Source organism: Bifidobacterium sp. ESL0769, assembly GCF_029395495.1.
In the GTDB taxonomy this organism is placed as follows: domain Bacteria; phylum Actinomycetota; class Actinomycetes; order Actinomycetales; family Bifidobacteriaceae; genus Bifidobacterium.
Genome location: NZ_CP113918.1, coordinates 2,422,514 through 2,436,881, shown reverse-complemented (window position 1 = coordinate 2,436,881; position 14,368 = coordinate 2,422,514). Strand labels below are relative to the sequence as shown.

Genomic DNA, 14,368 nt, shown 5'->3' with positions numbered 1-14,368 from the left:
ACTTTGGTCGTACGCTTATAGTTATCCACATTCCGGGCGTGTCGCGAAAATTCACCGCAATCAATGTGGATACCTTGTACACGGTTTCGCGTGAGTTTCGGCGGTCGTTTTGACTTGAGACTAGGGGTAGGAGTAACTTGGTAGAGCTTGACTCATGAGGAGCCGTGCTTTTGCATGGCTGAAAAGAAAACCGGGAGCATATTATGAAGAGGACATTCCAACCGAATAACCGCCGTCGCCACATGAAGCACGGATTCCGCGCTCGCATGCGCACCCGCGCCGGTCGCGCGGTGCTCAACCGCCGTCGCGCCAAGGGCCGCAAGAACCTGGCTGTCTGATTAATCGGCGGCAAGGGCATGGATCGGCTGAAAAGCCATCGTGATTTTGTCCGGGTGCTGAAGCGTCGCAGAAAAGTCACTGAAAAGGATATCGTCGTGCATTTCTTGGTGTACGACGATTCTTCTTGCATTGACGCCGATGGCCGTCACGCCGCCGCAGCACAGGCAGAATCGACCGGCAAGGCTATGGAAGCAATGGCTAAGGAAGCTACGAGTGGTTCCGTATCCGCAGACGCGATCCGGCAGAAGATGTCGGAGCGACGCCTTGGGCTTGCTGTGTCAAAAAACGTCGGTAACGCCGTTGCACGCAATCACGTCAAGCGCCGTTTTCGCGTTTTGGCCCGCGTATATGAAGACCGTTTGCCGGAGCATTGCGATATTGTCATGCGCGCCAAGCCGAGCGCCGCACGCGCAGATTTCTCGTCCTTGGATACCCAAGTAGGGGAGCTGTTCGCTGCGGTAAGCCGAAAGGCGGCAGGTCAGGCGCAGACTCAGGGGCGTAAGAGCCGCGCAAATCGTGATGGTATAAACCTCCAAACCAGCAGCCGCCAAGGTGACCGATCATGACTGCCGAAAGCGTATCGGAAGCGACGAATATCGCTGTTGTCGCGGGAACGAGGATGCCGGTTTCTCAATCCGGTAAGTCCTTACGTTCTAAGTCTTCTCGTTCCGTTTTCGCGCGCGCGATGCTTGCCGCCGTACGCTGGTATCAAGTCCATATTTCCGCCGGAAACCCGCCTTGCTGCAAGTATTATCCGTCCTGCTCCAACTACGCGATTCAGGCGGTAAGCCGTTACGGCGCCGCACGCGGGGGATTGCTTGCGCTGCTGCGGCTGCTGCGCTGCCGGCCATGGAGCAACGGCGGCATCGACGACGTGCCCCAGCATTATTCGATTTTCTATAGATTTTCCTGGTCCAAAGCTCACGAAGAGCCGCGACTGACCCCATTGGCCTCAGACGTGAAGGAGACGGCCTAATGAACTTTACCAATCCTGATTACAACCACTTCCTTTTGGATAATGGCGTATTCGGCTGGGTCTACAAGATCCTGACGCCTATCGAATGGCTCATGAGCGAGATCATGTACTGGTTCCACAAGCTCATGACCCTAATCGGCCTGCCGTCGCGTGGGCTTTCGTGGATTCTCGCCATCGTCTTCCTTGTGCTCGTCGTCCACGCCATCATCCTGCCGATGTACATCAAGCAGATGAAGGCCATGGCCAGGATGCAGGCGCTGCAGCCCAAGATGATGCACATCCAGAAGAAGTACAAGGGCAAAACGGACCAGGCCAGCAAAGAGGCCATGAGCCGCGAGACCATGAAGCTTTACCAAGATAATAAGGTCAACCCAATGGGTTCCTGCCTGCCTATGGTCATTCAGGGCCCCGTTTTCATGTGTATGTTCTATATGCTTTCTGCTATACCGTATATCGCGCACGGTTCGCGCGGAACGCTCGGCGCCTTCGACAAAGCGACGGCCTCGGAATTTGCCGACACCTACCTCTTCGGGCTCAAGATTTCGAACACTTTTGGCATGGCCAACGCTTCCGGCAAGGTCGTTATCGGCATCTTTACCGTGCTGATGTGCCTGGCGATGTGGTATATGCAGTTCAACAACATGCGTAAGAACCTGCCGCCGGCCCAGATGGAGGGATCGCAGTACAAGATGCAGCAGGCGATGACCTGGGTCTTCCCGCTGATGTACATCTTCTCCGCCATTTCCATGCCGTTCGCTGTGCTCGTTTACTGGTTGACCAACAACATCTGCAACATGCTGCGTTCGCTCTGGCAGGTCCGTGAGTTCCCGACGCCGGGTTCCCGCGCGGACGACGAGAAGAAGAAGCGCGACCATATCAACGAGAACAAGCGTCGTGAGAAGACCGGCCAGATATCGCTCGAGGAAGAGGCTTTGCAGAAGGCCCAAGAGGAAGCGAAATTCCGTGAGGAGCACGGTTTCCAGCGTGAGCAGCCGAAGCGCAAGCGCAAGAAAAAGAAGTAAGGCTTTGCTTGGCCCTGTTCGGTAATGTATTACATTTACCGTATGGGGTCGGGTATGGTTTAAACTTAAGGACAATAAATCGGGTTAAGGAGTTGAATATGTCACGTGATGAAGAAAAGACGGTTGAGCAGCTCAATGACGAAGCTGACATTGCCGCCGACTATCTTGAAGGGCTATTGGATATCGCCGATTATGAGGGTGATATCGAGATGGGTGTGCGCAACGGGCGACCCACCGTTCAGATTGTCGCTGATGACGACGAGGACATCAAGAACCTGATTGGGCACAAGGGCGAAGTCGTTGATGCACTACAATTACTGACCCGCTTGGCTGTGCAGCAGAAGACAGGGGACCGTTCCCGGCTGATTCTTGACGTTGACGGTTACTTGAAGAAGCGTCGTCAGCACCTGCGCGACTTGGCGTTGGACGTCATTGATGAGGTGCGTGAGACCGGAGAACCGGCTAATCTCGACCCGATGAATTCCTTCGAGCGCAAGGTCGTTCATGATCTGGTGCGCGAGGAAGGGCTTAAGTCCCGTTCGCATGGTGAGGAACCACATCGTTACGTTACCATCTATTTGAAGGCTCGTACCGCTGATGACGACCTTGAAGACGATGAGGATTTGGATGAGGACATTCCTCAGAATGTTTCACGTGAAACAATCGAAGATGATGATGTTCGTGATTCTGATGATGGCGACGAAGCCGATTCGGACGAAGAGCGCTGATTCCGTTTTTGTTGTTTTAGCACAACGCTTTTGATGTTGTGCAATGAAGAGGCCACGGTTTTATTGCTGTGGTCTCTTCATTTTTGTTTGTTTCAAACTTTACGAAGCCAAATTAGAATATTTCCTGTCATTCGTACTGTTTCTTTTGTCAATGCGTTAATATGCACTTTTGGGTTTTAATGTTATATGTGCAAAGTCTCTGGTAGATTGGGTAGTTGTTCTTAATAGATAGGGTAGAGATGGACACAGAGATTCATACTGACGAAGAGCTCGAGAAGTCGATGCTTTTGCAAGATGTATTTGGTGACGTATTTGCGAAGATGAAGGTCTTTAAAGAAAAGCTTGCCAAGGAAGGCGAAGAGCGCGGTATTATCGGTCCTCGCGATGTAGACATTATCTGGGAGCGGCATATCCTCAATTCCGCTGCCATTGTTCCGTTTATTGAGTCTTCGACTGAGGGTGAGCGGTTCAAGACAGTTGCTGACGTTGGCAGTGGTGGCGGTTTCCCTGGAATTGTAGTAGCGGCTTGCTTGCCAGACCACGAAGTCACACTTATCGAGCCAATGGAGCGACGAGTAGAATGGCTCGACGAGTGTGTTGACGAGCTTGAGCTTGGGAATGTTCACGTTATTCGCGCCAGAGCAGAGGAGTATGGTAAATCTCTGAAGCACGATAAGAGTATGCATCCCTTTGCTGTGGTTACTTGCCGAGCTGTTGCACCGATGACAAAGCTTAGCGGGTGGACGCTCCCTTTGCTTAAGCATGGTGGCCAACTGATTGCGCTGAAAGGACGTTCTGCGCCTGCAGAAGTTCGCAAGGCTGCTAAAGAGATTCAAAAGAACGGTGGTCGTAATCCTCAGGTCCTCGAAGCTCCCATAGCGGACGGTTTCGAACCAACTCATGTAGTCATTGTCGACAAGAAATAGTCTTAACCGTTCGATCCCTTGGGGAATGTTTCACGTGAAACATTCCCCAATTTGTTTTCAATACGGGATTTATTGTTCAACTAGTTGCTTGTATATTTTTCGTTCGGTTACATTACACAGTCAATAGCACAATTTGTTGTTCTAGCATTGTTTCACGTGAAACATTTTCGAATTGTATTTGTTGTGGGACATATGTTTAAGCCATTGTTTGATTTTCTTAAATTCGGTCACAATGATAGCAACGGTATAATTCGTTCTTCTAGCATTGTTTCACGTGAAACAATCCTTCAAGTTTTGGTAAAAATAAGTCTTTAATACTTCTTCTATTCATTTTCAATAGATCAGACTTTGAATTAATAAGATGGAGCCCAATTGTTTCACGTGAAACAATTTTTGGGTTATGCCTTCTAAAATTCGTTGCTGATATTGAGTGTTAATGTTTTCATTGTTGAAGACTTCGATTTATTTCTCCTCGTCGATTGTTTCAAGTGAAACATTTTGACACTTAAACCTAATCTTGATTGATAAAAATATTCCTTCTTCAACCTATTTGACCTTTCGCTTCTGTGATTTCTATATGCAGATTATGCAACGTAAGTAGTAGCATTGAACCGAGTTATCCACATTTTCCACAACGCGGAAAGTTATCCACATTTTTAGTTGTATTTCACAGGGTTCTCATAAAGCCTCGAATTCCAACGATTAGCCGACTATTTTTTGATGTCTTTGAACTTGTCCACAAAAGTTACGCACACTTATCCACAAGGTTGTGGATAAGTCGGTCAACTCAAAATCTGTCCATACGAATGACGAAACTAGAAGAAATAGAACAATAATATACTGTGCTGATCCCACAGTCTGTGATTCACGGCGGATCGTCGTAGGGAGTTGATTGATATGGAATCTGCCTCGGAAACAATCAGACGTATCTTCGGCGGTAAAAGCAATTCTCTAGGCTCAGAGATGGCTGAAGTTTCGTCACGATATGAGGCATTGAATAAAGTTCGTTTTCCGAAGCCTAAAAAAACTCGCTACATTGCAGTAGCCAATCAAAAAGGTGGAGTAGGGAAGACGACCACAACGGTGAATCTTTCTGCTGCATTGGCACAGGCCAAGGAACAAGTACTTGTTATCGACATGGATCCACAGGGGAATGCTTCGACTGCTCTAGGTGTGAAACACAATACTGGTGAACCTTCTATATATGATGTTCTCGAAGCTCGTAAGTCCATCGATGATGTGAAGAAGACTTCCGCTTCATTCCCGACGTTGGACGTTATTCCTTCTTCGATAGACCTGAGCGGTGCAGAACTCGAAGTTGCGGATTTGACTAACAGAAATGATCTGTTGAAAGAAGCGTTGGAACGTTTCGCGCTGACGTCGCGAAAACATTATGATTTCGTGATTATTGACTGCCCTCCCAGCCTTGGTCTTTTGGTGATCAATGCGATGTGCGCGGTCAATGAGGTGTTGATTCCGATTCAAGCGGAATATTATGCTCTTGAAGGTTTAGGCCAGCTCATTCAGACAATCGGCCTGGTTCAGGAACACTATAATCCCTCACTATTGGTTTCCACGATGTTGGTTACCATGTTCGACAGACGTACGTTGCTGAGCAAAGAAGTCTTTGATCAGGTAAAAGGGCATTATCCCAATATTGTTTTGCAGACAACAATTCCGAGGTCGGTGAAGATTTCAGAGGCTCCGAGTTTTGGTAAGACCGTTATCGAGTATGACCCTCGTGGAACAGGTGCGGTGTCGTACCGAGAAGCTGCGTTGGAAATAACCAGAAGGTCGCCTCAAGTATTGAAGACGTTAGAAGAAAGAAAGCAGAGGAGTAACTGATATGGCATCTAAGTCACGATTAGGAAAAGGCCTTGGTGCCCTATTCCCTGCTTTGCCCGGAGAGTCTGAAAAGACAGATGAGGACACGTCTGACGGATCTGCAATTTCTAAGAAGCCAGCGAATACGAAATCGGCGCAAAATGTTTCACGTGAAACACCTGCGAACAATCAAAAACCATCAGTAGGTAAAACCACGAATGCTGCATCCAAAAAAGTAGCTGGTAATGAAACGAAAAATGTTTCACGTGAAACATCGACAAAGAAAGCTGCTGGAACGGTAAGGCTGGAAAAGACAGCAAAGTCTACCAAGGCTGCATCCACAACAACATCACCGGCTAAAAGTGGCGGTCAGCGAAACAAAACAGAGAAAAAGAATGTTTCACGTGAAACATCGTCACCTTCTTCGAGAAGACGCTTGGCTATGCCGTCTTTGAAAGAAGGGGTAGCGCATCCCAGTGATTTGTTCTTTGGCAGTACTGTAGGAAATAAAAAAACCAATACGGCAGATAAATCAGTTATCGAGGACAAACCGAATCGGATCAAGGTGGCGAAAGGCGAGAACAAAGAAGTCAAGCCTTCGGTCAAGGAAGTCCCTGAAGAAAAGGAAACAAATCAGCCTGATACGAAGAACTTGAAGCCGGTCGAAGGTGGGTACCTCGTCGAGCTTGACCTCGACAAGATAGGGCCTAACGCCAATCAGCCAAGAACAATCTTTGATGAGGACGAGTTGAAAGAACTTGCGGCTTCATTGAAGGAAGTTGGGGTTCTACAGCCAGTTGTAGTTCGCAAGCGTCCGGCGAATCAGAAAGTCGCAAATACTGCCGAGTCCGATAGCAGCGTTATTAACAGGCACCCGCAACAAAACATGGACAGTGAGTATGAGCTGATCATGGGGGAGAGGCGCTGGCGTGCTGCCCACCTTGCGGGGTTGAAATCAATTCCTGCAATCGTAAAGACGACCAGCGATAACCAGATGCTTCGCGATGCCTTGCTTGAGAATCTACATCGTGTGGCATTAAATCCTTTGGAAGAGTCTGCTGCCTATCAGCAGATGATGGAGGACTTCGGTCTTACTCAGGAGCAGCTTTCGAAGTCCGTTTCGAAGTCACGCTCACAGATTGCCAACACTCTTCGCCTGCTTAATCTTCCCCCTTCCGTACAGAAGAAGGTCGCGGCTGGTGTGCTTTCCGCTGGCCATGCCAGGGCTCTGCTCGGCCTTCCCAACGAGGAGGAAATGGAGAAGCTGGCGAACCGTATTATCGCCGAGGGTCTTTCGGTGCGTAGCACTGAGGAAATCGTGGCGATGAAAACCAACGGCAAAGACGGCGGTAAAAAGCAAAAGTCCCAGCAAAACAATCCCTGGGCGCAGTCGCCAATCCAGCACACATTGGAGAACCATTTCGACACCAAGGTTGCGATCAAAGGCAGTAAAGACCGTGGACGTATCGAAATCGTCTTCTCGTCGCAGGAAGACATGGATCGCATCATGAAACTGTTGGTCCCGCCGCAAAGCGAGAAGAAACAAAACGGCTGGGTATAAAGCCGACTTGTAAAATATAAAGTAACGTAACAAAAATCCTGCTGAGTAACAATTTGACGCGATGGCCAAATTATTCAGCAGGATTTCGTTTATTTTGGCTAGATTCTTATCGGCAAGTTCAGCTAAGAAGTGGTGAGTTGCCAAATTTAAATTATACAAAAATAACAGTATTACACAATTTTGGGAAAGTTAATTTATTCAGAAGTTAAGTCATCAAATCGAGGACATTTAAAATTAAAGCCTTTCGATTCTTCTGAAAGTTGATTTCTCCGTTGTGAACATTGAAAAGTTAAAGCCTTTCAACACTTTTTGACCTGATAACCCCAATGATTTTGAAAGTTGATTTCGCGATTGCGAAAGTTCAAAGTTAAAGCCTCCCGATTCGTTTGAAATCGAAATCGGAAGGCTTCGTTTAGAATGTTCTGGTCACATTCAAGACAAAAAGCTAATTTACTTGAGGCTGTCTTAGTTGTCTAGACTGTCCAGATAATCCTGAGCGTCGAGGGCAGCGCGGCAGCCCATGCCTGCGGCAGAAACGGCCTGGCGGTAAACGCTGTCGACCACGTCTCCTGCGGCGAAGACACCTGGCAGGGAAGTGCGGGTGGAGGCACCGTCGACGCTGATATAGCCCTTCTCGTCGAGCTTCAGGGCCCCGCCAAGAAATCCGGTGGCAGGGGTGTTGCCGATGGCTACAAAGACGCCGGAAGCCGGCACCTCGGTGGTTTCTCCGGTTTTGACATTGCGCACGGTGACAGACTTGGCGCTGCCGTCTTCGCCGTTGACCTTGTCGACCACCGAATCGAGGATGAACGACATCTTGTCGTTGGCTTTGGCGCGGTTCACAAGAATCTTGGCTGCGCGGAATTCGTCACGACGGTGGATCAGCGTTACTGAAGAACCGAAGCGGGTCAGGAACTCAGCGTCGGTGAAGGCGCTGTCACCACCGCCGACCACAACGATCGGCTTGTCACGGAAGAAGAAACCGTCGCAGGTGGCGCAGTAGGAAACACCCTTGCCGGAGTATTCCTTCTCGCCGGGCACGCCGAGCTTGCGCACGTTGGAACCGGTGGTCACCACGATGGCCGGAGCCTTAAAGACGTCGCCCTGGTCGCAGGTCACGCTTTTAAGCGCACCAGCGTCCGAGCCGTCGCCGAAGTCAACCGACACCACATCGTCGAAGACGATTTCAGCGCCGAACTTTTCGGCCTGCTTCTGCATGCTGTCCATAAGGTCTGGGCCCATCACGCCGTCGGGGAAGCCGGGGTAGTTCTCAACTTCGGTGGTGTTGACGAGCTGGCCTCCGGGCGTCAAAGCTCCGGCAATCACCAGCGGCTTGTAGCCCGCGCGACCGAGATAGATGGCTGCGGTGTAACCCGCAGGCCCGGAACCGACGATGATGACGTCTCGTACGCTGTTCTGTGTGTTTTGGTTATTGCTGCCCTGAGTATCATTCTGCAGGCTGTTTCCGGTATCGCCTTGAATGCCGTTTCCGGTATTCTGCGCGCTGTCGCCGGAGAGATTTATGGCGTTGCCTGCCTTGAAATTCAAAAGGTTGATCTGCTGTGCGTTTTCTTGAGTCATAAAATCACTTTAACATTGCACGGAGGTAATGGGAACCTCACGCCGCGTGCATTGATTCTAGGGCGGAAAATCGCACTACGAGCCGCAATCAACCGGTCAGCAACCGCAAATTGCCGTTAGTTGCCGTTAGTTGCCGTTAGTTGCCGTCAGTTGTTCACCGCAACGTAGTTCGACATCTGGTGCAGAATCGGTATGTTGCTCGCTGCCCACGGGCAAGCCCATTGCATGATGGCAAGCGCCACCGCAACCAGCAACAGCAGCACCAGCAGTATGCGGATTCCCTTGATGCCGGGCTGAAGCCTCATCAGACCGCCATAAATGCTCGGGTCCGGCTTCTTGACTTCACCGTTGCGAATGGCGCGGCGAAGGGGCCAGCGCCAGGCGAGCGCGGCGGCGATGAACAACACGACATAGATTACGAGCAGCGCGGTGATAATCGGAACCAGCGAGGGAAGTTTGGCGAACACAGACTCCCGCTGGTTGTTGATGAACTGAACTTTGCCGTTCTGCCCAAGGTGAGTGAGCTCCTGCGGCACACCGTCTGAGACCTTCGCCCAATACTTGAACTTGCCATAGGTGATCCAGCGGTGCGTTGGGGTGGAGTATTTCGGCTCGCAGGTCGTCAGCGTGATCATGCGTTGCGTTGCCGGAGCCGTGGGATCGTCGGGATTCGGCGCGACGACTTCCACATGGTCTGGCGTCACGATTTTATAGCTGGTGTAGGTATAGACGTACCAGTAATCCTTCGTGCGCAGCACAATCGGGTCGCCAGTCTTGAGCTTGTCGACGTCGCCAAGCGGCTGCCCGTAACCGTTGCGATGGCCCGCAGCAGCGAAATTGCCGATCTGCCCAGGCATTTGGGAATCGGTATAATGCCCCATGCCATGTTTGTTGAGCGAGGTCATATCGGTGCCCTGCACGATGTTGCGTTGCCATTGGTCGCCGAAGCGCGGGATATAAATCTGCGCGACGATATCGCCGGTATCGGCGGATTTCGGCTGGACCGGGGGAGTGCCGTTCTGTGCTTTCGCGATGCTGACGCCCTTGGACGAGCCCGCGGATTTGCTCGGGTCGCTCCATGACACCGATTGGCGTTGATTGTATTGCGTATGTTCGGATTGCACACCGGTCCACCACATCTGCCAAACGATGTATAGTGCACAAATCGCGGCTACCGTAAAGAGGATTTCAGCGAAGATTCCCAGCACGGTCCACAGGCGTCTCGATTTCGAGCGCGGCGTCTTGGCATTGCCATTTCGGCCATTTCCGCCGTTACTGCCGTTATTGCCCGTGCTGCGGCCGTTATGCCGACCATGGCCCGCGTTGCCGATATTCCCTGCATTACCTGCGTTGCCGTTGCCGCCGATGCTTTGTGCCATATATCCGGCTTGCCCTGCAAAGTTCTCCTGCCCCGCAAAGCCGCCTTGCGCTGCGGTTTGCACAGCCTGGATAGGCTGGAACACTTCCGTTTGAGCTTGGTCGGTTGCACCACTCGGGTTCACTGCGGTCCGAGGGAAAGGTATCTGCCCGCCAGCCGAAGCCCAATTCTGGGTCGGAGCTGAAGAGGAATCAGGAAGCGGAATCGCACTCGTGGCTGCGCTCGCAGCGGCATTCGGGAGTGGAATTGAGCCCGCGACGGAACTTGCATCAGAAGCCGAACCCGCGCCCGACGGCGGATCCGGAACGCCGAAATCTTCGAAGGCCTTGTCCAAGTCTGTCGGTTCAACGGCATCCTTGCGCCGCCCGCCGCCGTTAAACCCGCCGTTATCAGCCATGAAATCCATCTCTCGTTCCTTGTAACTCACCACATCAATCCGTCATTGCCGTGCAATAGTTGCGGGTTTGAATTGCCGCATTACTTTATCGGCCAATATGCACAATTGTATCCGTCTGTGTGCCCTTTGCGCTCTTAGTCCTTATTAGTCCTTATTTATTATTGGTAGCGCCTGTTTTGCCGTCGCCGGCCTTCGCATCCCCGGCTTTGTCGTCGTTTTTCATCACGGTGGCATACTTCAGCGTCTGCAGCACCGGCGCCTCGGGGAACTTCAGGTTGTCTTTGTCTTCGACCTTCCAGCCCAGCCCGAACGCGCTGACGTATTCCTGATAGGTCTGGATTGCCTTCGAATCGTTGAGCGCATCGCGCATGGCTCCGCTCGGCCCGATGGCGGAAATGGTGTAAGGCGGCGAATACTGCTTACCCTGCAGCATCAGGATGTTGCCCTTGCAAATGATCGCCGAGTTGTATAGCACGCGTTGGTCTTGAATCATCATCGCTTCGGCGCCGCCCCGCCAAAGCGCGTTGACCACGGATTCGATGTCTTGCTGGTGGATGACGTAATCGTTGATATTCGTGGCCGTCCCGGTCGCGGAATCCGAGACCATATGCTGCCAAAGCGGCGAATCGTTGAGCGTCACGGTTAAGCCGGGCCCGGTGACGGCCGGAAGCATGGTCCCGGCCCCTGGATCTTCGCTGGAATTGCCGGTCTTTGTACTGTCTTTGCCCGCGTATTTGTTGAGAGTATTGACTTGCGAGCCCAGCGATTTGACCTGTTTCTGCAGTTTGTCGACCTGGCCGACGCGTTGCTCCACCAGTTGCGCGGTATCGGAAGAAACGACGCTGGTTTTGTTGACGCGAATATTGGTCATCAGAAGGTACCCGGTAAGCGCCACCACCAGAAATACGGCTATCCCACCAAGCCGCGAATGTTTCGCTTTGTGCCTGCCCGGATTTTCCTTCATTGTTCCAGATTCCTTGACTTACAATCTCTTGCTTCGAGTGTACACTAATGTATGTTTAGGCTATTGAATGGAGACTACGCTTATGGCTGACGAAGAGCTGGACAAGGGCACCGATGCCGCCGCTAAGAAGGATGAGGCGCAGAAGGCATGGGATGAGCCGGAAACGCAGGCCGATGACGATGCTGCTGGAGCTGTTGAGAGTGACGTCAAGGTGACGGATAAAAAGGATGCCGACGAAGACGAGGCAAAACCGTCCGACAAGGATTCTGACGACGTTGCCGATGCCGCCGGCAAGAAGGACACCGACACCAAGTCGGATAGCGACGATTCCTCTGACTCTGACGAAAGCGGGCAGGAGGATGATGATGACGACGATCTCGATCTGCCGATGGACAAGATTGATGCGTTGCTGAGTGCCACGAGCACCGATAAGAAGTCGATGACTCCACAGATGCGCCGCGTCGCCCAGCGCCAGGCGGAGAACAGCAAGCGCGTTGAGGAGACCATCAAGGGCACCAAGGCGAACCCGAGCTGGTTCGTGCCGCTGTTCTGCTTCCTCATGATTCTCGGGCTTGCGTGGGCTGTGGTCTATTACCTCACCAGCAAGTACCCGATTCCTGGCATCGGCGCTTGGAATCTGCTCATCGCCTTCTGCATCGTGATGGTTGGTTTCATCATGACCATGTGGTGGCGTTAATCGCTTTTCCCATAGCGGGTAAGTCCCGCGCGTTGGCGGCTGACGGTTGAGGCTGGCTAGCGTCGAGGAAAACTGTAAGCGTGTCTCCTGATTATCGGGAGACACGCTTTTTGTATGTTCTATGGGTTGTGGCGGGCTGCTCTTGGTTTCGTAGTTATAGGCCAGAAGCTTTGGTTTGAGAATCTGGTTTCGATGGCGATTTGGCTAGCAAAGAGGCTCGTCCAAGTGCTATTGAGATGATTGAAGTGTCCGTTTAGGGGAGCACCCAAGCAATATTTGTCACCAAAGTTATCCACAAAATGTGAATAAGTACTGTAGATAAGTGTGGATAACCGGCAGTATATTTAGTGTGTTTTAGCAGTTTTAGAGTTATGTGCATAACTGTTGTTCACATATTCCACAGTGACGAATGGTTGAAAAATCAGGGATTGTAAAGGTGCTCGTGGATAAGTGCGTGGGTTTTCCTCAAGTAACGCCCAAGTTGTCCACAATCTTTTCCACATCGGTGGAAAACTACAGCGGTGTGGTTTGTAATTTCCAGCAACTCTTGGCTCTCTACCAAATAGTCAAACAAGAGCGCATACATGAACCAGATTAAGGCAATAGGGAGGGGAGGGGAAGAAGCCGTGTTTGAAGAAAGTAGCTCATGTTTGGCTTCTTCCCCTCTATCTGCGTTTAAGGAAATTACTTGGGTTTGTGGGTAGTACGTTGCCGATGACGCTTTTTGGAGTGGGCAGGGACTTGACCCATAGGCGGTAGTCCTCGCTGGTCGGGGCGACGTGGCATTAGGCGCCAACGCGGAATCGGGGTGCCATCATAATGCCATGGCGGCGGTACGAGTACGCGGTAGTTGCGCATAAGTACAAATGCAAGGCCGACAAGCAGGACGCCTGCGAAAGCGAAACCGGCGACGAGCTTCGGGTCAGGCTTGTCATCCAGTTCAGGCACTTCTTTGGGTATATTGCCGCGTGTAGCAGTGATGACCAGACGTTGTGTGTTGACGCCGTACGGAGTGCAGGTCATGAGTGTGACCAGATCTTTGTTAGGGACAACAGTGTAAAGGTGAGTGTCATCGGGGTTGACAACGTGAATGGCTGTCACTCGGTAGCCCATCGTGCGGTTGAGAGTCTGTATATAAAGGTCATCGCCGGTTTTGAGCTCATCAAGCCGGGTGAAAAGTGTGGCTTCGGGCAAGCCGCGATGGCCTGTGAGCACGGCGTTGCTTGATTTGCCGCCGACTGGCAGGCTGCTGCCGTGCAAATGCCCGACGCCTGAGGATAGTGTACCTGCTGCCGTGCCATGGTAGATGGGTAAACGCAATGAAATCTTAGGGATGCGGATGGTGCCCATCACTCCGTTTGCGGAGTTGAGCATTGATTGATATTCCTTATCGCCGGCTGACGACGAATCATCATTGATGTCGTTCTGGAAGGGATCGACGAGTTCTCCTAAGGAGAATTGGCCAGAAGTGGAAATTTTTTGGTTATAGCCGAGGGCGTCGTGGTATTCCTTGATTACACGTCCACGCGGCCATTTGGCCATTTCCTGCGCGGCTTTGATAGAGGCGATGGATTCCTGTCGGGCATTTACCGCGCGGTTCAGCGGAACCCAAAGAATCAAGGCGACCGTGAGGAGAACGAAAAGGTCGTGAACACCCTCGATGATGAGGCTGATGATGAACTGCCTGGTATGGTGCACTGGCTTGATAAGCTCAGCGAAGCTTTGTTCTCCAGGCTTCTCGGCAACTGTGTTGCGAGTTCGCTTGCCATGCGTCTTTTGTGAGAAAATACGCTTCGACAATCCGTTCACCTCCACGAAATGGATGTATGTAAAGAATAGCTGATGCGTTGATGAAAAATTGAGTTAGAAACACAAAGGGGTCCATTTGGATGTGAAATCCAAACGGACCCCTTTTAATGTTCATCCATTCTTTTATTCAAAATCAAACATCGAATTAAATGAATGGATGAGGGAA

13 protein-coding genes are annotated in these 14,368 nt (G+C 51.2%); 9 read left to right on the top strand and 4 right to left on the bottom strand.

The genetic code is table 11. The features are described 5' to 3' along the window. Positions 1–203 precede the first annotated feature (203 nt). From rpmH to OZX72_RS09335, 8 genes are all read left to right on the top strand, one after another. Positions 204–338 (top strand): 50S ribosomal protein L34, encoded by a 135-nt coding sequence (gene rpmH / locus OZX72_RS09370; RefSeq protein ID WP_277145976.1) that lies wholly within the window; start codon positions 204–206, stop codon positions 336–338. A gap of 18 nt (positions 339–356) precedes the next feature. Beyond that, positions 357–905 (top strand): ribonuclease P protein component, encoded by a 549-nt coding sequence (gene rnpA, locus OZX72_RS09365; RefSeq protein ID WP_277158419.1) that lies wholly within the window; start codon positions 357–359, stop codon positions 903–905. Between the two features lie 119 nt (positions 906–1,024). Continuing rightward, on the top strand, positions 1,025–1,315 hold the full coding sequence (yidD, locus tag OZX72_RS09360; RefSeq protein WP_277159430.1) for a membrane protein insertion efficiency factor YidD: 291 nt from the start codon (positions 1,025–1,027) through the stop codon (positions 1,313–1,315). After that, positions 1,315–2,337: a membrane protein insertase YidC gene (gene yidC / locus OZX72_RS09355; protein WP_277158418.1), complete on the top strand. Its 1,023-nt coding sequence runs from the start codon at positions 1,315–1,317 to the stop codon at positions 2,335–2,337. Before yidD ends, yidC begins: the two co-directional genes overlap by 1 nt. 98 nt (positions 2,338–2,435) lie before the next feature. Then, complete coding sequence (locus OZX72_RS09350) at positions 2,436–3,065, top strand: R3H domain-containing nucleic acid-binding protein (protein WP_277158417.1); 630 nt, start codon at positions 2,436–2,438, stop codon at positions 3,063–3,065. A gap of 239 nt (positions 3,066–3,304) precedes the next feature. Beyond that, complete coding sequence (rsmG, locus tag OZX72_RS09345; protein ID WP_277158416.1) at positions 3,305–3,991, top strand: 16S rRNA (guanine(527)-N(7))-methyltransferase RsmG; 687 nt, start codon at positions 3,305–3,307, stop codon at positions 3,989–3,991. 897 nt (positions 3,992–4,888) lie between these two features. Continuing rightward, positions 4,889–5,836 (top strand): AAA family ATPase, encoded by a 948-nt coding sequence (locus OZX72_RS09340; protein WP_277158415.1) that lies wholly within the window; start codon positions 4,889–4,891, stop codon positions 5,834–5,836. Position 5,837: 1 nt separating this feature from the next. Beyond that, entirely contained in the window at positions 5,838–7,376 is a 1,539-nt protein-coding gene (locus OZX72_RS09335) for a ParB/RepB/Spo0J family partition protein (protein ID WP_277158414.1), read from the top strand. Between the two features lie 465 nt (positions 7,377–7,841). On the opposite strand, the gene trxB is transcribed toward OZX72_RS09335, so the two are convergent. From trxB to OZX72_RS09320, 3 genes are all read right to left on the bottom strand, one after another. Next, on the bottom strand, positions 7,842–8,957 hold the full coding sequence (gene trxB, locus OZX72_RS09330) for a thioredoxin-disulfide reductase (protein WP_277158413.1): 1,116 nt from the start codon (positions 8,955–8,957) through the stop codon (positions 7,842–7,844). Between the two features lie 146 nt (positions 8,958–9,103). Next, on the bottom strand, positions 9,104–10,174 hold the full coding sequence (locus OZX72_RS09325) for a class E sortase (RefSeq protein ID WP_277159429.1): 1,071 nt from the start codon (positions 10,172–10,174) through the stop codon (positions 9,104–9,106). 709 nt (positions 10,175–10,883) lie between these two features. Continuing rightward, positions 10,884–11,696 (bottom strand): DUF881 domain-containing protein, encoded by an 813-nt coding sequence (locus tag OZX72_RS09320; RefSeq protein ID WP_277158412.1) that lies wholly within the window; start codon positions 11,694–11,696, stop codon positions 10,884–10,886. 211 nt (positions 11,697–11,907) lie between these two features. Between OZX72_RS09320 and crgA the strand changes: the two genes are divergently transcribed. Further along, a complete protein-coding gene (crgA, locus tag OZX72_RS09315) occupies positions 11,908–12,393 on the top strand; it encodes a cell division protein CrgA (RefSeq protein ID WP_277159428.1) in 486 nt (161 codons plus the stop codon). A gap of 684 nt (positions 12,394–13,077) precedes the next feature. On the opposite strand, the gene OZX72_RS09310 is transcribed toward crgA, so the two are convergent. Next, positions 13,078–14,193 carry a class C sortase gene (locus OZX72_RS09310; RefSeq protein ID WP_277158411.1) on the bottom strand — a complete coding sequence of 372 codons (1,116 nt, stop codon included), beginning with the start codon at positions 14,191–14,193 and terminating at the stop codon, positions 13,078–13,080. Positions 14,194–14,368: the final 175 nt, after the last annotated feature.

Coding starts and splice junctions, on each gene's coding strand:
- OZX72_RS09320 (WP_277158412.1), bottom strand. CDS start 11,696: ATGAAGGAAAATCCGGGCAGGCACAAAGCGAAACATTCGCGGCTTGGT.
- yidD (WP_277159430.1), top strand. CDS start 1,025: ATGCTTGCCGCCGTACGCTGGTATCAAGTCCATATTTCCGCCGGAAAC.
- OZX72_RS09335 (WP_277158414.1), top strand. CDS start 5,838: ATGGCATCTAAGTCACGATTAGGAAAAGGCCTTGGTGCCCTATTCCCT.
- yidC (WP_277158418.1), top strand. CDS start 1,315: ATGAACTTTACCAATCCTGATTACAACCACTTCCTTTTGGATAATGGC.
- trxB (WP_277158413.1), bottom strand. CDS start 8,957: ATGACTCAAGAAAACGCACAGCAGATCAACCTTTTGAATTTCAAGGCA.
- OZX72_RS09350 (WP_277158417.1), top strand. CDS start 2,436: ATGTCACGTGATGAAGAAAAGACGGTTGAGCAGCTCAATGACGAAGCT.
- rsmG (WP_277158416.1), top strand. CDS start 3,305: ATGGACACAGAGATTCATACTGACGAAGAGCTCGAGAAGTCGATGCTT.
- rnpA (WP_277158419.1), top strand. CDS start 357: ATGGATCGGCTGAAAAGCCATCGTGATTTTGTCCGGGTGCTGAAGCGT.
- OZX72_RS09340 (WP_277158415.1), top strand. CDS start 4,889: ATGGAATCTGCCTCGGAAACAATCAGACGTATCTTCGGCGGTAAAAGC.
- rpmH (WP_277145976.1), top strand. CDS start 204: ATGAAGAGGACATTCCAACCGAATAACCGCCGTCGCCACATGAAGCAC.